The following is a 19,126-nucleotide window of genomic DNA, read 5'->3' as shown; positions in this document are numbered from 1 at the left end:
AATGATCTCTTTCTCGACTCTTTGACTGACACGAAGGATGCGGCAGTCACGATCTCCAAAGCGCATGTTTTGCCGCTCGACAGATTGATCTCTCGACCAGCACTATTTGTAGAGGGCCGTCTGCACGCACGGCTGGAGGTACACCGATAAACGTGCAGACGGCAGTGCGCCCGGCATATCCGTGCCGACCGCCTTGTTCAAACCGCCGAGATCGTCGCGTGCGATCCGAACGACGATCTCGGCACGGCCGTGGGCCAATGCCTTGCATTGGGCAAAGCTCCAATTCGGTGTCGACGGCAGCGTCGAAGATGGTCGTGGCAAGGACGTAGGTATCCGTCGTTGCCATCGGCGGAGGTAAAAGCCGCGGCGAGAAACGAGCCGCACGCAAACGAGATCCGCATCTGTTCGCCCCAGGTTGGAAACAAATTCTAAATTGGCGGAAGGCCGATCGAAGGTGGCCAGTTCCGCTGGGTCACACTTTTGTCCGGAAATCTCCTGGCGGTCTGTGAAGGTGGTCACAGAAGCTCGAAAACGCTCGATCGAAACCGTTGCCGTGTTTCGAGATCCATCGTGGATCGGCGGGATCGAAGTTGAAATCGCCGGGCGGCCAACGGCATTGCTGGGCGCGGTGTCAGCTTCGGACGGCACCAGTCTTCGAATTCACCCCCTCAAGCAAAGTGAGCAGGCCTTTCAAAATTTCAATTGGCGGTGGCGGACAACCTGGAATGTGCAGATCGACGGGCAAGGCCACCGACACGCCGCGCATCACGGCATAGCTGCCCGCAAAACAGCCGCCATTGCCTGCGCAATCTCCAAGTGCGACCACCCATTTTGGGTTGGGTGTTGCGTCGTAGGTCCGCTTCAATGCCTCTCGCATGTTTTTTGTGACCGGTCCGGTAACGAGCAGCACATCGGCATGGCGCGGCGAGGCGACGAACCGGATTCCAAAACGCTCGATGTCATAGAAGGCGTTGTTCAGCGCGTGCATCTCGAGTTCGCAGCCGTTGCAGGAACCGGCATCGACCGCCCGGATCGACAGGCTTCGCCCCAATCGTTTGCGAGCGGCCCCATCGAGCGCGCGCGCGAGTTCGTCGACCGCCGTGCCGCTTGCCAACGGCGGACGCTCGGTAAGAGGGCGGCGTATCAGGCTTTCAAAAAGAAGCTTGCGCATGACAACGTGCCTTCAGAGATCATGGCCCGAATAAGAGCAGTTGAACGATTTGTTGCACAGCGGAAAGTCGGCGACGATGTTTCCTTCGATAGCGGCCTCAAGCAGCGGCCATTGAAACCAAGACGGATCGCGCAGGTGACAACGCTCGACCAGGCCGCTTTTGCCGATGCGCAGCCAGGCCAGAATGTCGCCCCGGAAACCTTCGACCAGCGCCATGCCTTCATGCGGCCCGCCTGTCTGTGAGACGTCGACGCGGATCGGTCCATCCGGCAGTTGTCGCAGGATTTGCTCGACCAGGGACAAGCTCTGTTCGACCTCGCGGATGCGAATCCAGACACGGGCGTTCACGTCGCCTTCCTGGAGGAGAGGGACATCGAAGTTGAGCGTGTCATAGGGAGGGTAGGCGAGACTTCGCCGCGCATCGAAATTCCGACCGGAGGCCCGGCCGACATACCCTCCGGCCCGATATTGTCGAGCAAGTTCCACCTTCAGCCGGCCGGTTGCGACTGTCCGATCCTGCAGCGACGCGGTGTTGTCGTAGAGATCGACCAGTGCGGGAAACCGCTGCCGGATCTCTGCGATCAGGGACCAAACCGCTGTTGTCCCGTCATCGCTCAGGTTGGTTGCCACGCCTCCCGGCACGATGCGGTCGCGCATCAGACGATGGCCGAAGGCAGCATCGCTTGCCCGCAATACGCGCTCACGCAGCACCCCACAGTGGGCATGCATGAGCGCGAAGGCGGCATCATTGCAGATAGCGCCGATGTCGCCCAGATGGTTGGCCAGACGCTCCAACTCGGCCATGAGCGCTCGCAGCCAGATCGCGCGTGGGGGAACCTCGACACCCAGCGCCGCTTCGACCGCGCGCGCGAAGGCGAGGGAGTATGCCACGGTACTGTCGCCAGAGGTTCTGCCCGCCAGTTTGGCTGCGTGATCGATATCGGACCCCGCCATCAAGCCTTCTATGCCCTTGTGTGCGTATCCGAGGCGCTCCTCCAGCCGGACGACGGTTTCGCCACTCGCTGTAAATCGAAAATGCCCCGGCTCGATGATGCCGGCATGCACAGGCCCGACCGGTATCTGATGCAGGCTCTCTCCCTCGGCCGACAGGAAAGGGTAGGGGGAGGCTGTCGCAGCAGACGTCCGGGCGCGGGTACTCAACGGATGGCTGACACCCCAATAGCCATGATCGAGCCACCGTCTCGTATCAGGCGCGCCTTGCGGCAGGAGCCCGAACAGGTCAGCGGCCGCGCGTTCGAGCCGCAACGCGGGCGGATGCAGCCGACCGACGGACGGGTAGCGGCCATTCGGGCATTCCAGGCTGACAACGCCGATGTCCCCGGCATTTTCGTCATGAAGTGCCATGTGGACGGCGCCTGGCTCACCCCATAGGCCGAGCAGGCTCCAGTGGCCCTCGGCCAATTGCTCGATGGCAAAGCCCCATTTTTTCGAAGTCACCACGGCCCGCGACCATGGGAAATGATTTTCGACACGTTGGCCAGCAAGGATGAGATCGATCAGCGCGGGCATGCTCTTTCTCTCCTCTGCTTCACCCCAGGATAGCTGCGACATGCTGGAACCAGGTGACCAGCGGTGGTGGTAGGTAGATGCCGGCGGCAAACACCAACGCCAAATGGGAATACATGGGAATGTAGGACGCCTCGGCGGGTGCAGTGCTGCCGCGCGGTTCGCCGAAAGCGACGCCGGTTAGTCGAAGCAGCAGGGCTCCGAAAGCGAGCAGAATCCCGAAGACCAGCGGCATTGCCAGCAGGGGGTGTCTTGCAAATGTCGAACTCACGACCAGGAATTCGCTCATGAAGATGCCGAGCGGAGGGAGGCCGGCAATGGCAACGACGCCGATGACGAGCGCCCAGCCAAGCGCCGGATGTGTCTCCGTCAGCCCCCGGATCTCGGCGATGTTCTGTGTCCCCTTGACTTGGGCAATGTGGCCGACCGTGAAAAAGATCGCCGACTTGGTCAGGCTATGCATGACCATATGCAGCAGTCCGGCAAAATTGGCGAGCGGGCCACCCATGCCGAAGGCGAACACGATGATGCCCATGTGCTCGATCGAGGAGTACGCGAACAGGCGTTTTATGTCGCGGCGGCGATAGAGCATGAAGGCCGCGAAAACAAGCGACGTCAGCCCCATCGTGATCATCAGCGGCCCAGGCGCGATCGCTTCAGGGCTTGCCGCGAGCAATAGCTTGAAGCGTAGCACGGCATAGAGGGCGACGTTTAACAGCAAGCCCGACAGCACCGCGGAAATCGGCGTGGGACCCTCGGCATGCGCGTCTGGCAGCCAGGCATGCAAGGGCGCAAGGCCGACCTTAGTCCCGTAGCCGAGCAGCAGGAAGACGAAGGCGACATTGAGCAGAGCCGGATCGAAGCGCGCGGCGTGAGCGATGAGCACCGTCCAGACCATGGCATTCGTGCCCTCGCCAACAACCGGCTGTGCGGCCATGTAGACGAGGATGGTGCCAAACAGCGCGAGCGCGATGCCGACGCTGCCCAGAATGAAATATTTCCAGGCGGCCTCCAGCGCTTCGTGCGTGCGATAGATGCCGACCATGAGCACGGTGGTCAGCGTGGCAAGCTCCACCGCTACCCACATCAAGCCGATGTTGTTCGAGACGAACGCCAGGTTCATGCCGAACATCATGATCTGGTACATCGCGTGGTAGAATCGCAGATTGGCCGCGGTCAGTCGCCCGGTATCCAGCTCATGCGCGATGTAGGAGGCGCTGAAGACGCTGGTCGTGAAACCGACGAATGTGTTGAGCACGATGAAAACGACATTGAGATCGTCGACGAGCAGGTATTGACCTGGCTGCAGCCGATCCGTGACCAACAGCGACATTGCAGCGAGCAAGGTCAGCAAGCTCGCGGCGACATTGAGGCCTGCCGATATCCGGTAGTTCGGCAGCACCGCCAGAAGCGCGGCCGAGATGACCGGTATCAGCAAAATGGCGGCCACCGCATCGAGGGAAAACACGGTCAACGGTGCTCTCCCCGGTAATCGTCGAGGGCACCGACATCCACCGAGTCGAACCTCTCGCGGATGCGGAACAGGAAGACCCCGATGACGATGAAGGCGATAAGGATCGAGAAGGCAACGCTGATCTCGACGACCAGCGGCATGCCCTTTGCCCCCGTGGCAGCAAGGACCAGACCGTTCTCGAGCGACATGAACCCGACAACCTGGCTGACGGCATTCCGGCGGGTGACCATCACCAGCAGCCCCAGCAAAATGATGGACAGCGCGAAGGCCAGATCTTCACGGGCGAGGGGGTCGGCTTCGGGTGTTACCCGCAACATCAGGACCATGGACAGGGCCACCAGACCTATTCCGGCAAGCATGGTCGGACCGATCCCGACGGCTGTCTCGATATCGCGATGGATGCCGAGCCGCTGAATGATGCGATGAAGCCCGACGGGAATGACGATCGCCTTGAAGATAAGCGCGATTGCCGCCGTGACGTAGAGATGATGGGCGTCCTGGATGTAGGCCTGCCAAGCCACGGACATGGCGAGCACGATTGCATGAAGCGCAAAAACATTGATCAGCGCAAAGAGACGGTCCTGGTACAGCATCATGAAGCTGACCAGGACGAGGCCGCCGGCGAGCAGATGAGCGATATCGAAGGTGAGACCGGTCATCACAGGCTCCGGGAGACAAACCGGAGGAGCGTGGCGAGCAAGGCAAGCATCAACGCCGCGCCCAGGAAATCCGGGACACGGAAGACGCGCATTTTGGCGATGGCTGTCTCGAACACGGCGAGCAGCACGCCGCAGACGGTAAGTTTGCCGACATAGGTGACGACACCCGCGGCAAGGGATTGCAGTCCTGCGCCGGTGCTCGCCGCTCCCCAAGGCAGGAAGACGCAGGAAATCAGGGACACATAGAGCAGGAGCTTGAGGAACGCGGCAAACTCGATCATCGCCAGATGGCGACCGGAATATTCCAAGACCATCGCCTCATGGACCATGGTGAGTTCCAGGTGGGTCGCTGGATTGTCCACCGGAATGCGCGCGTTTTCGGCGACCGCCACCATCACGAGAGCAATAAGCGACATGCCGAGCGATACCCGCAGCCCAACCTGCGGCGAGCCCATGAAGGCGGCGACCGTGGACAACTGCGTCGCTCCGGCAACGAGCGCCAGGCTGAATACGATCAGCAGCATGGCGGGCTCGGCCAGCGAAGCGATCATGACCTCGCGGCTCGAACCTATGCCGCCAAAGCTCGTGCCGACGTCCATCCCCGCCAGCGCCAGGAAGAACCGAGCGCTTCCAAGCAGCGCGACGATGGCTATCAGATCGGTGGTCCAACTGAAGGTGAGGCCGGTAGCGAATGTCGGGATAAGCGCGGCGGCGACCCAGGTGGAGGCAAAGATCAAATAGGGTGTGACGCGAAACAGCCAGGACGCGTTGTCCGCCAGAACGACTTCCTTGCGCATCAGCCGCAGCAGATCGCGGTAGGGTTGGACCAGGGAAGGGCCCTGGCGGCGCAAGAGTCGTGCCTTCACCTTGCGCACGAAGCCAGTCAGGAGCGGCGCCAGCAACAGCACCAGCGCCATCTGCGCGCCTTGAACGGCCAACTCAAGGATCATGGCCATAGTGCGAGCACCAGCAGCAGGACAATGAGAAAGAGGAAAACGAGGGTCAGGTAGCGCCGGATCGTCAGGAACTGCAAATGGTTGAGGCGGTCGGTCGCAAAATCGACGGCCCTGGCGATCGGCTGATAGAGCGTCTCCCAGATCACATCATGCATTTCGACATGCAAACGCGCCGGCCCGGTTTCGCCAGGCGCCACCATTTCGACCGTTTCCCTTGCACGGAATACGAACGTGCCGAACACGCGACGGATAGGCTGCGCGAAGCTGACGGCTGTGTATTGCGAGCTGGGGATGACATCCGGGAAGCCACAACCCCAGGCTGGACCCCGACGCAGTGCATGCGACGCGAAACGGTGGATTACATATGCCGCCGCGGATGCGGAAAAGGCGATGAACAGGAACACCAGCAGGCCGTTGTAGGAACTGCGGCTCGCTGCAATCGGCACGATCGACAGCCAAGGTTGCGCCATCTGCACAGGCATCCGGCTGCCAATCAGCGGTAGTGTCACCGAGGATAGGCCGTCTATGACAAGACCCGGCAGAATGCCGGCAAGCAGACAAAGTGCGGCGAGAATGAACATTGCCGCCAGCGAGTAGCGGTCGACCTCGTGCGCCAGTTCCACCGCGGCCGAGCGCGGCCGACCGAGGAATGTGATCCCGAACGCCTTTACGAAGCAGGCTGAGGCCAGTGCCGCTGACAGCGCCAGCAGACCGCCAACGGCGGGCACCATGACCTTCAAGCCCCATTGCGGCAGATCGGGGCTTTGCAATATCGCCTGAAAGGTCAGCCATTCCGAGACGAACCCGTTGAAGGGTGGAAGGGCCGAGATCGCCACGCAGCCAACCAGAAAGGCGAAACTAGTGAGGGGCATGCGAGAGATGAGGCCGCCCAGCTTCTCCATATCTCGCTCGCCAGTTGCCGTCAGCACCGCGCCCGCACCGAAAAACAGCAGGCTCTTGAAAAAGGAATGGTTGAGGACGTGGAACAGCGCGGCGGTAAGCGCCAGCGCGGCAGCCGATGGCATGGCGTTCGCTTTGAAGGCCAGCGCGAGGCCAAGGCTCACGAAGATGACGCCGACGTTTTCGATGGTGCTGTAGGCAAGAAGCCGCTTCAGGTCCTTCTCCATCAGCGCGTAGAGGATGCCGAGAACCGCCGTCAGGCCGCCGAGAAAAAGGACGACGACGCCCGACCACCATGGCGGCTCACCGAGAAGATCGAAAATAACGCGAATGAAGCCATAGACGGCGACCTTGGTCATGACGCCGCTCATGAGAGCCGAGACGTGGCTTGGCGCGGCCGGGTGAGCGAGCGGCAGCCAAACGTGGAGCGGAACAAGTCCAGCCTTGGAGCCGGCGCCCAAAAGCATGAGAGCCAGGACGAAAGCAGTGACGAGCGGGGTGGATGAGGCGGTACGCATCGCCTCGAACGTGTAGTTTCCGTCCGGGCCAGCCAACAGGCCGAACGCAAGCAGCAGCGCGAGTGTGCCGAAGCTCGCCATCACGAGATAGATGTAGCCCGCCCGCGCATTGTCCTGGTCGCGATGATGCGCCATGACGAGCGCCCAGGAAGCGAGCGACATGAATTCCCAGGAAAGCAGGAAAGTGAAGGCATCGTCCGCGAGCACGACAAGATTCATTCCGGCGAGGAAGGCCGGGAAGAACGGCAGCACCCGATGTGGCACAGACTCATGCCTGCCGTAGCCGAGGCCGTAAAGACTGGCCATGGCGCCGCCGAAGTTGACGATGACGAGGAAGAAAGTCGAGAGCGCATCCAGACGGAAATGCGCGCCGATCCATGGCAATCCAAGCGGCAAAACGGCGGTCGACGGGGTGACGGGATCATCGGCGATGCGGCTCGCGAGAACCAGGAGCACGGCCGCCGATATGCCTAGCGTCAAGCTATAGATCAGGCGTGTTGCCGGTCCCGCCCTGCGGCTTTCCGAAACCGCAAGCACCGCGGTCCCCAGGAGCGCGGCAACGCTCCACAGAAGGACCGCGGCCCCCGGAATCACGCCACGCTCCTCACAGGGAATTTGGCATCCGCATCTGCCCGGCCAAGAACCTTGGCAGGATCAAAGTCTGCCTTCAACCGCACGCCGCGCCCGCCGATCTGGCTCGAGGCGCCATCGGCGATCAATTCGACGCCGGCGAGGTCAAGTGCTCCGATCAACTTCATGAGGGAATCGACGTTGCCCCGGATAATCGACTCGCTGGCCTCCATGCGTTGAATTGTCGGCACGGAAAGGCCAGACAATTCGGCAAGCCTGCGCTGGTCGATACCAAGGAGCGCCCTCGCGGCACGCAACTGTGGAGCAGTTATCACGGTCGCACCCCCTTTGTCAGCTTTGAGGTATTATCTCTGGGCGTTGGAGCATATATTAAAATGGGGAGCATTCAAATAATGATGCGTTACGCATCTGCGAGGCGAGCTGCAATGGTGGAGGTATCGCTCCCCTCACGAGGGGCGGCACAACGCTTAGCGGCGAGGCATCCCTTGACCTAGTCTTGTCGTGGTCCTGAGGCAGGACTGCCGAGCTGTTGCAGGAGCCGCCTCATGCGAACGGAGACATCCTCCAGGACTGGCATGGTGGCCAGAACGAGGAGGATGGCTGCGAGAAACAGCGTTGCGGCAAAGCCGACGTGCTTGAAACCCACTGCGCCGATGACGCCGCCGATAAAGAACAATGCTACAAGCGACGCGAGCAGTCTCAGCTTCCTTCGATCCGCCTTCACGAACAGTCCGTCGGAATCATTTCCCGAGATGTTCCAATAAAGCAGCTTGCCGATTTCGATGCCCATGTCGGTCACCAGGCCAGTGACATGCGTCGTCCGGATTCTGGCTTCCGACAGCTTGGTGATGATGGCGTTCTGCAACCCCATGATGAAGGTAAGCAGCATCACGGTCATCGGCACGAACAGCGCTTCGTGACGTGCAAGATGGCTGCCGAGCAGACCGAAACAGATCAGCAGGATCGCTTCCAGGACAAGCGGAAACGCGTATTCGCTCTGCAGACCCTGCCGCCTTCCCCAGTTGACCAAGATCGCCGAACAGGCGGCCCCGGCAACAAACGACAAGAAGGCTCCCAATCCGGAAAGCACCAGTTCGACATTGCCGAGTGCCAGATGATCAGCCATCGAGGACACGATGCCTGACATGTGGGACGTATATTGCTGAACCGCCAGAAAGCCACCGGCATTGGCGGCACCTGCGATGAAGGTCAGAAATCGAGCGAGGTGCCGGTCGGTTCTTTCGCTTCGCTCCTTTCCGGTCAACCGGCGCAGATACACGATCATGAGCGAACCTTGCCTCCCGCGCGGAATCGAGGCTTCAGTGTCTGAGTGTGAGAAATGATAATCCGGATCGTATCATTGATGTTCAAAACATCAATACAAACCGAAAAATATTGACCCACCCTTGGCATGGCAAACTGGCGCGATTATCGTGCATGCGTGATTCAACGCTACAAACCTTGCCGGGAGCCGGGCGGCACCTGGACCGTCGACGATGCCCTTACCGGGCGGCCCGCCGAGATGGGCAGCCGTACCATTGTTGGAATGAACCAGCACGATGCCGAGGAACTCGCCGATCTCCTCAACGGGCTGAATGCACAACGGCAGGAAGCGAAATCATGAAAGTCAAGGACAGCAACGGCACCCCTTTGAGTGACGGAGATTCCGTCACGCTCATCAAGGATCTCAAAGTCAAGGGCACGTCCGTCACTCTGAAACGCGGAACATTGATCAAGAACATCCACCTCACGGGCAACGAAGATGAGGTCGAGTGTCGAGCCGAAAAGGTCAAAAATCTGGTGCTGCGAACGGAATTTCTAAAGAAGGCGTAGGAGAGCGACCGCTCCGATGGGATGTTGCCTGGAGTGCAATCCAGAGCACCGAAACCGCAATCAGACACCCTTCTCGGAAAAACATCACTGGTGTTGTGGCGCGGCTCTTGTTTGGTCGCCAACGGCAAACACGGCGCTCGCTTCGCTGACGATGGACACGTGATCCCTGGCAGCCTGGCCTGCCGCATTGCCATCGCCGCGCATGATCGCGGTGACGATGGCGTCGTGCTCCTGCCAGGACTTGGCGAGGCGCCCCGGCAGCATGAACTGGGCACGGCGGAACGGCGCCAGCCGGCTCCGCGTCATCACCGTCATTTCGCAGATATGGGCGTTGTGGGCGCCGCGATAGAGCCGGCTGTGGAACTCGGTGTTGAAATACTCGTAGTCCTCCTCGGCGCCTAGCCGTACCATCCGCGCCGAAGCCTGGTGCTCGACCTCGAGCGCCCGGCGCTCGCTGCTGGTCATGCGCTCGGCCGAGAAGCGCGCGCAGATCGCTTCCAGTTCGGCCATGCTCTCGAACATCGAGGCCAGATGCTCCTGCGTCACCACGGCGACGATGGCGCCGCGGTTGGGGCGCCTTTCGACCAGGCCCATGGCGCTGAGCTGCCCGAGCGCCTCCCGAACCGGAGTGCGTGACACGTCGAAGCGGGCGGCGAGCGAGGTTTCATCGAGCTTTTCGCCCGGGCGCAGGAAGCCGGTGACGATCCGGTCGCCGATCGCCCTCACCATCTGATCCACGGTCGTGCCCGACCTGATCAAGCTGCGCTTCCCCGACAAATCTCCTCCGTCCCGTCTTCTCGTGGCGTCGGTCGAAGCGGCGTCTTCGACTCAATATACCTCTCTATGCCTTTATTTTAATCTGCCTGTCAAATTGGCTGTTTTCAAGGCAAAAAGTGCATGCAATTGCCTGCTACATGAGCAGTCGCTTTTGAAGCTTGAGTTGATTTCATTCAATAAATTCCGCCAAACAAACTGGCACAGCGATTGCATGCACTTTCTTGATGGCATGTTAACCGGCCCGGAAGAAGGGTCCTACAGGGGAGCATTCAATATGACCGCGAGATTCACGCTTAACCGCCGCGAGCTGCTCAAGACCTCCGCCGCCGGAGCCGCGCTCGGCCTGGCTTCGGCATCCTTTCCGATCAGCAGGGCCTTCGCCGCCGACGCCACCGTCGGCTTCATCTATGTGGGGCCGAAGGACGACTACGGCTACAACCAGGCGCATGCCGAGGGTGCGGCGGCGCTGAAGGGCATCGAGGGCATCACCGTCGTCGAGGAGGAGAACGTCCCCGAGACGGTCGACGTCCAGAAAACCATGGAGTCGATGATCAATCTCGACGGCGCCTCGCTGATTTTCCCGACCTCCTTCGGCTATTTCGACCCCCACATGCTGGCCATGTGCGCGAAATTCCCTGACGTGCAGTTCCGCCACTGCGGCGGCATGTGGAACAAGGACAAGCATCCGATGAATGCCGGGTCCTATTTCGGCTATATCGGCATGGGCCAGTATCTCAACGGCGTCGTCGCCGGCCATACCTCAAAGTCGAAGAAGCTTGGGTTCGTCGCGGCCAAGCCGATCCCGCAGGTGCTTCTCAACATCAACTCCTTCCTGCTCGGCGCACGCTCCGTCGACCCGACGATCACCTGCCAGGTGATCTTCACCGGCGAGTGGTCGCTGGCGGTCAAGGAGGCTGAGGCCACCAACGCATTGGTCGACCAGGGCATTGACGTCATCACCTGCCATGTCGACAGCCCCAAGGTCGTGGTCGAGACGGCCGCCGGCCGCGGCGCCTTCGTCTGCGGCTACCACGCCAACCAGAGCCCGCTGGCACCCGAGAAATATCTCACCGGCGCCGAATGGAACTGGGCCAAGGTCTACAAGATGTTCGTCGACGACCTCATCGCCGGTAAGCCGCTGCCCAATTTCACCCGCGGCGGACTGGCCGACGGGTTCGTCAAGATGAGCCCGCTCGGTCCCGCCGTCTCCGAGCCGGCGCGCAAGCAGTTCGACGCCACGCTGGCCGAAATGATGAAGGGCGGCTTCTCCGTCATCAAGGGCCCGCTGAAGAGCAACAAAGGCGCCGTCGTGGCCACCGAAGGCCAGGCCTTCGCCGAGACCGCCATCGAGCTCGAAAGCATGGACTATCTCGTCGATGGCGTGGTCGGCTCGACCGCCTGAACCGCACGGAGGCGGCAACATGACAGACACGGTGGCAGGCGCGCCGGCGACGTTCGGGGCCAGGGGTTATCCGGCGGCGCTCGAATGGATCGCCAGGCGGGCGGAAGCCTTCGTCGTTCCGCTCGCGGCACTGGTCGTCGGCATGGTGCTGTTCAGCCTGTTCATCCTGGCTGTCGGCAAGTCGCCGGTCCAGCTCTATGAAACGATGTGGCGCGGCGGCTTCGGCTCGTGGTTCTCTGTCCAGAACTCCCTGTCGCGCGCCGCACCCTTATTGCTGGCGGCGCTCTGCGTGGCGCTGCCGGCCCGGCTCGGGCTGGTCGTCATCGGCGGCGAGGGCGCCATCGTGCTCGGCGGCGTCGCCCCCGCGGCAGCCGGCACCGCGCTCAGCGGCGCTCCCTCCCTCATTGTCATCCTCGTCATGGGCGTGGCGGGCATGGCCGCCGGCGGCATCTGGATAGGTGCCGTCGGCGCGCTCCGCCATTACCGCGCCGTCAACGAGACCATTTCCAGCCTGCTGATGGCCTATATCGCGATTGCCCTGATGAACCAGCTGGTTGAAGGGCCGCTGCGCGATCCAGCCTCGCTCAACAAGCCCTCGACCCAGCCGCTGGCGGACATCTACCGCATCGGCAACATGCCCGGCATGGAGGTGCATTGGGGCCTTGCCGTCGGCGTCGTCGCCTGCGTGGTGTCCTGGGTGCTGATCGAAAAGACCCGCTGGGGCTTTGCCGCACGCATCGCCGGCGGCAATGTGCGGGCGGCCCAGGTGCAGGGGCTTGCCGTCGGCTCGCTGATCGTCGGCTTCACCGGGCTGGCCGGCGCGTTCGCAGGTCTCGCCGGCATGCTGGAGGTCGCGGCGGTGCAGGGCAGCGCCAACGCCTCGCTCGCCGCCGGCTATGGCTATACCGGCATTCTCGTCGCCTTCCTTGCCCGCCATAATCCGCTGGCCATCATACCGGTCGCTTTCCTGCTCGGCGGCATCGATGCGTCCGGCGGACTGATCCAGCGCCGCATGGACCTTCCCGACGCCACCGTTCTGGTGCTGCAGGGCATGCTGTTCATTGTCATCCTGTTCAGCGAGACCCTCTACGGCCGCTTCAAGGCCTTCAACCCCGATCTCTGGCAAAGGAGCAGCTGATGGACGACTCCGGGATCGGCCTCTGGGGCGTTCCGCTCGCCATACTCGGCGGCGCCATCCGCGTTTCTACCCCCTTCATCTTCGTCTCGCTCGGCGAAGCCATCACCGAACGCTCCGGCCGCATCAACCTTGGCCTCGAAGGCACGCTGGTGTTCGGCGCCATGTCCGCCTATGCGGTGGCGGTGGAGACCGGCTCGCCCTGGCTCGGCCTCGTCGCCGCCGCCTTCGCCGGCCTCTGCTTCGGCCTGTTCCACGGCTGGATCTGCAAATTTCCGAAGGTCAACGACATCGCCATCGGCATCGCCCTGATGCTGTTCGGTTCGGGTCTGGCCTTCTTCTTCGGCAAGCCCTTCATCCAGCCTTCGGCGCCCGACCTGCCGGCCATTCCCTTGGGCGCCTGGTCCGACATTCCGCAGGTGCAGGCGGCGCTTGACGTCAACGTGCTGTTCCTGACCGGCGCCGCACTGGCGGTGTTCCTGTGGTGGGCCTTCCGCAACACCCGCGCCGGCCTGATCCTGCGCGTCGTCGGCGACAGTTCCGACGCCGCGCGCGCCATGGGCCTGAACCCGAACACTGTGCGGCTCGCCGCCACCGGCGTCGGCGGCGCGCTGGCAGGGATAGGCGGCGCCTATCTGTCGCTCTACTATCCCGGCAGTTGGACCGAAGGCATCTCCTCGGGGCAAGGGCTGATGGCGGTGGCGCTGGTCATCTTCGCGCGCTGGAACCCGCTCGGCTGCTTTGCCGCAGCGCTTCTGTTCGGAGGCGCCGGCGCGCTCGGGCCGGCGCTGCAGTCGGTCGGCGTCACGCAAGGCTACTATCTCTTCTACGCCGCCCCGTACATCCTCACCCTCGTCATCATGATCGCCACCTCGTCGCCGAGCCGGTCGCTCGCCGGCGCGCCGGGCGAACTGTCGATCACCAAATGAGACCGGAGGTTTTGCCATGAACGCCAGAACCGGGCAGCGCTACATCGAGGCCGATCCCTATCCATGGCCCTACAATGGCGATCTCAGGCCCGACAACACGGCGCTGATCATCATCGACATGCAGACCGATTTCTGCGGGCCGGGCGGCTATGTCGACCACATGGGTTACGACCTGTCGTTGGTCCGCGCCCCGATCGAGCCGATCAAGTCGGTGCTGTCGGCGATGCGCGAGAAGGGCTACACCATCATCCACACCCGCGAGGGCCACCGGCCCGACCTTGCCGACCTGCCGGCCAACAAGCGCTGGCGCTCGCGCCGCATCAATGCCGGCATCGGCGATCCCGGCCCCTGCGGGCGCATCCTGGTGCGCGGCGAGCCGGGCTGGGACATCATCCCCGACCTCTATCCGGCCGAGGGCGAGCCGATCATCGACAAGCCGGGCAAGGGCTCGTTCTGCGCCACCGACCTGGAACTCATCCTCAACCAGCGCGGCATCGACAACATCGTACTCACCGGCATCACCACCGATGTCTGCGTCCACACCACCATGCGCGAGGCCAACGACCGCGGCTTCGAATGCGTCATGCTGGAGGATTGCTGCGGCGCCACCGACTACGGCAATCATCTGGCGGCCATCAAGATGATCAAGATGCAGGGCGGCGTCTTCGGCGCGGTGTCGAGCGCAGCCTCGCTCGTCGCCCAGCTACCGTGAGGAAATTGCCATGAGCCGAACCAGGAAAGCGGTTGGCGTCGAGACCATCGGCATGACAATGCGTTTCGGTGCCTTCACCGCACTCGACAATGTTTCGGTCAAGGTTCCCGCCGGCTCCTTCCACGCGCTGCTCGGCGAGAACGGCGCCGGCAAGTCGACGCTGGTCAAATGCATGATGGGTTTCTACCACCCGACATCAGGCGACATGCTGGTCGATGGCCGCGAGGCAGCGATCGCCGGCCCCAGGGATGCCTCCGCGCTCGGCCTCGGCATGGTCTATCAACATTTTACGCTGGTGCCGTCGCTGACCGGCGCCGAGAACCTGGTCATTTCGCGCGAAAAAGTGCCTGGGGTCATCGACTGGCGCAAGGAGCGCGCCGGCCTTGCCCGGTTCATGGAGCGGATGCCGTTCAAACTGCCGCTCGATGTGAAGGTGGCCGAGCTTGCCGCCGGCGAGAAGCAGAAGCTGGAGATCGTCAAGCAGCTCTATCTCGGCCGCTCCTTCCTGGTGCTGGACGAGCCGACTTCCGTACTCACGCCCGCCGAGGCGCAGGAAGTGCTGGGTCTGGTGCGCGCCATGACCAAGGCAGGCGACCTCACCGTGCTGATGATCTCGCACAAGTTCCATGAGGTGACGGCCTTCGCCGACGACGTCAGCGTGCTGCGCAAGGGCAGGCTGACTGGCACCGGCCGCGTCGCCGACCTCGACCATAGGCAGATGGCGGCGATGATGATCGGCGACCAGCCGATCGCCGCTCTCGACAGCCGTGCTGAGACGAAGCCGAACGCCGAGATCGTGCTGAAAGTCAGGGCATTGAAGGCGCCGGACCGCACCGGGCTGAAGTCGATCCGCATCGAGGATCTCGGCGTGCGCTCGGGCGAGATCGTCGGCATCGCAGGCATTTCGGGCAACGGCCAGAAGGAATTCCTCGAAGTGCTGGCCGGGCAGCGCCCGCGCGATACCGGCGAAGTCCTGGTGCGCGGCACCGCCTATGCGGCGACGCGCGCCGAGGCGCGCGCGCTCAATGTCCGCCTCATCCCGGAGGAGCCGCTGAAGAACGCCTGCGCGCCGAAGATGACCGTGGCCGAGAACATCTCCTTCCGCACCTTCGATATCGACGGCAACGGCAAGCCGGTGAGCTGGATCAGTGCCGGCGCCATCAGGACATTCAGCGCCCGCCTGGTCGAGCAGTTCAAGGTCAAGACCGCATCGCTGTCCTCGCCGATCGCCTCGCTGTCGGGCGGCAATGTGCAGCGCGCCGTGCTCGCTCGTGAGCTCACCGGCGCGGTCGATCTGCTAATCGTCTCCAACCCGTGCTTCGGTCTCGACTTCTCGGCCGTGGCCGAGATCCGCGCCCGCATCATGAAGGCGCGCAATGCCGGTGCCGCCGTGCTTTTGATGTCGGAGGATCTCGACGAACTGCTCGAACTCTCCGATCGCATCCTTGTCATGTCCGACGGCGCGCTGGTTTACGAGACATCGATCGCCCAGGCGAGCGTGCAGACGATCGGCGAGCACATGGCGGGACATCATTGATGGCTGAAATCGCAGCGCAGCCATTCCCATTTGCCTTCAAGCCGCGCACCATGGCGCTGGTCGTCATCGACATGCAGCGCGATTTTGCCGAGCCCGGTGGCTTCGGCGCCAGCCTCGGCAACGACGTCAGCCGGGTCGTGGCGATCGTTCCGACGGTGAAGCGGCTGATCGAGGGCTTTCGCGCCGCCGGCCTGCCGGTGATCCACACCATGGAGTGCCACAGGCCCGACCTTTCAGACCTGCCGCCGGCCAAGCGCAACCGCGGCAATCCATCGATCCGCATCGGCGATGCCGGCCCGATGGGCCGCGTGCTGATCGCCGGCGAGCCGGGTACGGCGATCCTCGACGCGCTTGCGCCGCTGCCCGGCGAGATCGTGATCGAAAAGCCCGGCAAGGGCGCGTTCTATGCGACCAGCTTCGGTGACGACCTCAAGCGGCTCGGCGCCCAGCACCTCGTCTTTGCCGGAGTGACGACAGAAGTCTGCGTGCAGACGACGATGCGCGAAGCCAATGACCGAGGCTATGAGTGCCTGCTCGCCGAGGACGCGACGGAAAGCTATTTTCCCGAATTCAAGGCGGCGGCACTGGCCATGATCCGGGCGCAGGGCGCCATCGTCGGCTGGACGGCAACGACCGACCAGGTGCTCGAGGGAATTGCCAATGCCTAATCTTGCCTTTGCCGGCCTGCTCGACGGCGGCTGGCGCGATCTCGCGTTCGAACATTTCCGCGACGGCATCAGCGTGCACTGGCTGCTGAAGGGCGGGCCGGTCGAGCCGTCGGTCGCGATCCTGAAATATCGGTCCCGCGCCAGCGTGCCGCGACACCGGCATGCCGGGCTGGAAACCATCGTTGTGCTGGAAGGCACCCAGAGCGACGAGAACGGCGACTATCCCGCCGGCAGCGTCATCCTCAACCCGGTCGGCACCGAGCATTCGGTTTGGACGAAGGACGGTTGCGTCGTGTTGATCCAGTGGGACCTGCCGGTGATCATTCTGGGGGAGACGAAATGAGCGAGATCCACTTCGACATAGCGAGCCTGCACGCAGCCTATCGGGGAGGCCTCGCCGTCGGCGATGTGATCGCGACGATCTTCACCAGCATCGAAGCGGCCGACGACCCGGGCATCTTCATTCATCTCGCCGCCAAGGCGGATCTCCTCGCCCAGGCCGCGGCGCTCGGTCCGTTCGACCCGGTGGCAAAGCCGCTCTGGGGCATTCCCTTCGCCGTCAAGGACAACATCGACGTCGCCGGCATGCCCACGACGGCCGCCTGCGCCGAATACACCTATTGGCCCGAGAAAGACGCCACGGTCGTGGCGCGGCTGAAAGCGGCCGGTGCGCTGGTCGTCGGCAAGACCAATCTCGACCAGTTCGCCACCGGCCTCGTCGGCGTGCGCACGCCCTGGCCGATCCCGCGCAACGCCATCGACGAGACGCTTGTGCCAGGCGGCTCCTCCTCGGGGTCGGCGGTGGCGACGGCGCGCGGCATCGTCTCCTTCGCGCTTGGCACCGACACCGCCGGCTCCGGACGCATTCCGGCCGGCCTCAACAACATCGTCGGGCTGAAGCCGACGGTCGGCGCGCTGTCGGCCGCCGGAGTCGTGCCGGCCTGCCGCACGCTCGACTGCGTCTCGGTGTTCGCGCTGACCGTCGATGATGCGTATAGGGTGTTCTCCGTTGCCGCCGCGCGCGACGCTGCCGATCCTTATTCGCGTGACATCGCCGTCCAGCCGCTCGCCACGCGCCAGCCGGTGCTGACCGTCGGCGTGCCTGCAAAAGCGGACCTCGAATTCTTCGGCGATACGGCCATGCAGGCTGGATTCGAAGCTTCGCTTGCCATGTTGTCGCGGCTTGGCTGCCGGCTGGTAGAAATCCCCTTCGGCGATTTCTACGCCACCGCCAACCTGCTCTATGAGGGCGCCTGGGTGGCCGAGCGCTATGCGGCGATCCGCGATTTCATGGAGGCCAACGAAGCAGCCTTGCATCCGGTGACGCGCAAGATCATCGGCGGCGCCAGGAACCTGTCGGCGGCAGACGCCTTCCGCGGCCTCTACGCGTTGCAGGGCTACAAGGCGAAGCTCGCCCCGGTCATCGCCTCGGTCGACCTGTTCTGCGTGCCGACCGCCCCAACGCACTATACCACTGCTACCGTGCTCGCCGATCCCGTCGAGACCAACAGCCGCCTCGGCACCTATACCAATTTCGTCAACCTGCTCGATATGTGCGGCATCGCCGTGCCGACCGGCAAGCGCGGCGACGGCCTGCCGATGAGCGTCACCTTGCTGGCGCCGGCCGGCTGCGATGCGCTGACGGCGATGCTCGCCCGCGACCTGCATGCGGCGAGCGGCCTTCCGCTCGGCGCCACAGACTGGCCACAGCCCGGCCTGCAGCCAGCCGCCCAGCCGCCTGGCGACGGCCTGATCGACCTAGTGGTGGTCGGCGCGCACCTGTCGGGCATGCCGCTCAACGGCCAGCTCAACCAGCTTGGCGCGCAGTTCGGGCGCGCGACCAGGACCGCCGCCGCCTACAAGCTCTATGCTCTGGCCGGCCAGTTGGTGCCGAAGCCGGGGCTGATCCGCGTTGCCGATGGCGGCATGCGGATCGACGTCGAGGTCTGGCGACTTGATGCGGCTGCATTCGGCCGCTTCGTCGCCGCCATCCCGCCGCCGCTCGGCATCGGCACGATCGAGCTCGATGATGGAACGTTGGCGAAGGGGTTCCTCGCCGAAACAGCGGGCCTGTCGGCGGCCACCGACATCTCGGCCTATGGCGGCTGGCGCCGCTTTGTCGCACGCGGCAAAGACATGGCCGATCAAAGTGAAAAGCGGTAGGACCGGCGCGCTGGCTTCCCGATCTGACCGTCGTGCAGACTTGCCTTGCCGGACTTGCCTATTGGCACGCCGGTAGAGGTGTCCTCTCGACCAGCAGTCCGATAACGCTTGCCTATCTCATGAAGCCCCTGTGTCAGATTGCGCGGGCGTTGAGGGGTTAAGGAGGCGCTCTTT

At 63.2% G+C, this 19,126-nt stretch carries 19 protein-coding genes and 1 pseudogene; 10 read left to right on the top strand and 10 right to left on the bottom strand.

Going from position 1 to position 19,126, the window contains the following annotated elements; genetic code table 11:
• Positions 1-102 precede the first annotated feature (102 nt).
• The 9 genes and pseudogenes from LB577_RS24295 to LB577_RS24255 form a co-directional block, all read right to left on the bottom strand.
• A complete protein-coding gene (locus LB577_RS24295; protein ID WP_224689208.1) occupies positions 103-648 on the bottom strand; it encodes a hypothetical protein in 546 nt (181 codons plus the stop codon).
• On the bottom strand, positions 632-1,171 hold the full coding sequence (locus LB577_RS24290; RefSeq protein WP_224689206.1) for an NADH-quinone oxidoreductase subunit B family protein: 540 nt from the start codon (positions 1,169-1,171) through the stop codon (positions 632-634). The genes LB577_RS24295 and LB577_RS24290 overlap by 17 nt, the downstream gene beginning before the upstream one ends.
• Positions 1,172-1,183: 12 nt before the next feature.
• Positions 1,184-2,701 (bottom strand): NADH-quinone oxidoreductase subunit C, encoded by a 1,518-nt coding sequence (locus tag LB577_RS24285; RefSeq protein ID WP_224689205.1) that lies wholly within the window; start codon positions 2,699-2,701, stop codon positions 1,184-1,186.
• 19 nt (positions 2,702-2,720) lie between these two features.
• A complete protein-coding gene (locus LB577_RS24280; RefSeq protein WP_023765222.1) occupies positions 2,721-4,172 on the bottom strand; it encodes a hydrogenase 4 subunit F in 1,452 nt (483 codons plus the stop codon).
• A complete protein-coding gene (locus tag LB577_RS24275; protein ID WP_023765223.1) occupies positions 4,169-4,831 on the bottom strand; it encodes a hydrogenase-4 component E in 663 nt (220 codons plus the stop codon). The genes LB577_RS24280 and LB577_RS24275 overlap by 4 nt, the downstream gene beginning before the upstream one ends.
• Positions 4,831-5,787: a respiratory chain complex I subunit 1 family protein gene (locus LB577_RS24270; RefSeq protein ID WP_224689204.1), complete on the bottom strand. Its 957-nt coding sequence runs from the start codon at positions 5,785-5,787 to the stop codon at positions 4,831-4,833. Before LB577_RS24270 ends, LB577_RS24275 begins: the two co-directional genes overlap by 1 nt.
• Positions 5,778-7,799 (bottom strand): hydrogenase 4 subunit B, encoded by a 2,022-nt coding sequence (gene hyfB / locus LB577_RS24265; protein WP_411969329.1) that lies wholly within the window; start codon positions 7,797-7,799, stop codon positions 5,778-5,780. Before hyfB ends, LB577_RS24270 begins: the two co-directional genes overlap by 10 nt.
• Positions 7,796-8,110, bottom strand: a complete 315-nt coding sequence (locus LB577_RS24260) for a helix-turn-helix domain-containing protein (protein WP_013893336.1) — start codon at positions 8,108-8,110, stop codon at positions 7,796-7,798. Before LB577_RS24260 ends, hyfB begins: the two co-directional genes overlap by 4 nt.
• Before the next feature lie 224 nt (positions 8,111-8,334).
• Positions 8,335-9,081, bottom strand: a pseudogene (locus tag LB577_RS24255) (YoaK family protein); the annotation flags it as partial.
• A gap of 126 nt (positions 9,082-9,207) precedes the next feature.
• On the opposite strand from LB577_RS24255, the gene LB577_RS24250 reads away from it, so the two are divergent.
• Entirely contained in the window at positions 9,208-9,420 is a 213-nt protein-coding gene (locus LB577_RS24250; RefSeq protein WP_224689202.1) for a hypothetical protein, read from the top strand.
• Complete coding sequence (locus LB577_RS24245) at positions 9,417-9,629, top strand: alkylphosphonate utilization protein (RefSeq protein ID WP_013893339.1); 213 nt, start codon at positions 9,417-9,419, stop codon at positions 9,627-9,629. The genes LB577_RS24250 and LB577_RS24245 overlap by 4 nt, the downstream gene beginning before the upstream one ends.
• Positions 9,630-9,713: 84 nt before the next feature.
• Here LB577_RS24245 and LB577_RS24240 read toward each other — a convergent pair whose 3' ends face one another.
• Positions 9,714-10,388, bottom strand: a complete 675-nt coding sequence (locus tag LB577_RS24240) for a GntR family transcriptional regulator (protein ID WP_032922970.1) — start codon at positions 10,386-10,388, stop codon at positions 9,714-9,716.
• A gap of 292 nt (positions 10,389-10,680) precedes the next feature.
• On the opposite strand from LB577_RS24240, the gene LB577_RS24235 reads away from it, so the two are divergent.
• Genes LB577_RS24235 through atzF form a run of 8 tightly spaced genes read left to right on the top strand, consistent with a single transcriptional unit; the run spans position 10,681 to position 18,952 of the window.
• On the top strand, positions 10,681-11,808 hold the full coding sequence (locus tag LB577_RS24235; protein WP_224689200.1) for a BMP family ABC transporter substrate-binding protein: 1,128 nt from the start codon (positions 10,681-10,683) through the stop codon (positions 11,806-11,808).
• A 19-nt stretch (positions 11,809-11,827) separates the two neighbouring features.
• Positions 11,828-12,946: an ABC transporter permease gene (locus LB577_RS24230; RefSeq protein ID WP_224689198.1), complete on the top strand. Its 1,119-nt coding sequence runs from the start codon at positions 11,828-11,830 to the stop codon at positions 12,944-12,946.
• Positions 12,946-13,872 carry an ABC transporter permease gene (locus LB577_RS24225; RefSeq protein WP_224689197.1) on the top strand — a complete coding sequence of 309 codons (927 nt, stop codon included), beginning with the start codon at positions 12,946-12,948 and terminating at the stop codon, positions 13,870-13,872. Before LB577_RS24230 ends, LB577_RS24225 begins: the two co-directional genes overlap by 1 nt.
• A gap of 16 nt (positions 13,873-13,888) precedes the next feature.
• Positions 13,889-14,584: a cysteine hydrolase family protein gene (locus LB577_RS24220; protein ID WP_023765231.1), complete on the top strand. Its 696-nt coding sequence runs from the start codon at positions 13,889-13,891 to the stop codon at positions 14,582-14,584.
• A 10-nt stretch (positions 14,585-14,594) separates the two neighbouring features.
• Positions 14,595-16,121 carry an ABC transporter ATP-binding protein gene (locus tag LB577_RS24215; RefSeq protein ID WP_224689196.1) on the top strand — a complete coding sequence of 509 codons (1,527 nt, stop codon included), beginning with the start codon at positions 14,595-14,597 and terminating at the stop codon, positions 16,119-16,121.
• A complete protein-coding gene (locus LB577_RS24210) occupies positions 16,121-16,789 on the top strand; it encodes a cysteine hydrolase family protein (RefSeq protein WP_023765233.1) in 669 nt (222 codons plus the stop codon). Before LB577_RS24215 ends, LB577_RS24210 begins: the two co-directional genes overlap by 1 nt.
• Complete coding sequence (locus LB577_RS24205; protein WP_224689195.1) at positions 16,782-17,132, top strand: cupin domain-containing protein; 351 nt, start codon at positions 16,782-16,784, stop codon at positions 17,130-17,132. The genes LB577_RS24210 and LB577_RS24205 overlap by 8 nt, the downstream gene beginning before the upstream one ends.
• The gene (gene atzF, locus LB577_RS24200) at positions 17,129-18,952 is read left to right on the top strand and encodes an allophanate hydrolase (RefSeq protein WP_224689194.1); all 1,824 of its coding nucleotides are present in this window, start codon (positions 17,129-17,131) and stop codon (positions 18,950-18,952) included. The genes LB577_RS24205 and atzF overlap by 4 nt, the downstream gene beginning before the upstream one ends.
• The last annotated feature ends 174 nt before the right edge of the window (positions 18,953-19,126 follow it).

This window comes from Mesorhizobium sp. B283B1A, assembly GCF_020165735.1.
Classification (GTDB): Bacteria; Pseudomonadota; Alphaproteobacteria; order Rhizobiales; family Rhizobiaceae; genus Mesorhizobium; species Mesorhizobium opportunistum.
This window is presented reverse-complemented; position numbering and strand designations above follow the sequence as displayed.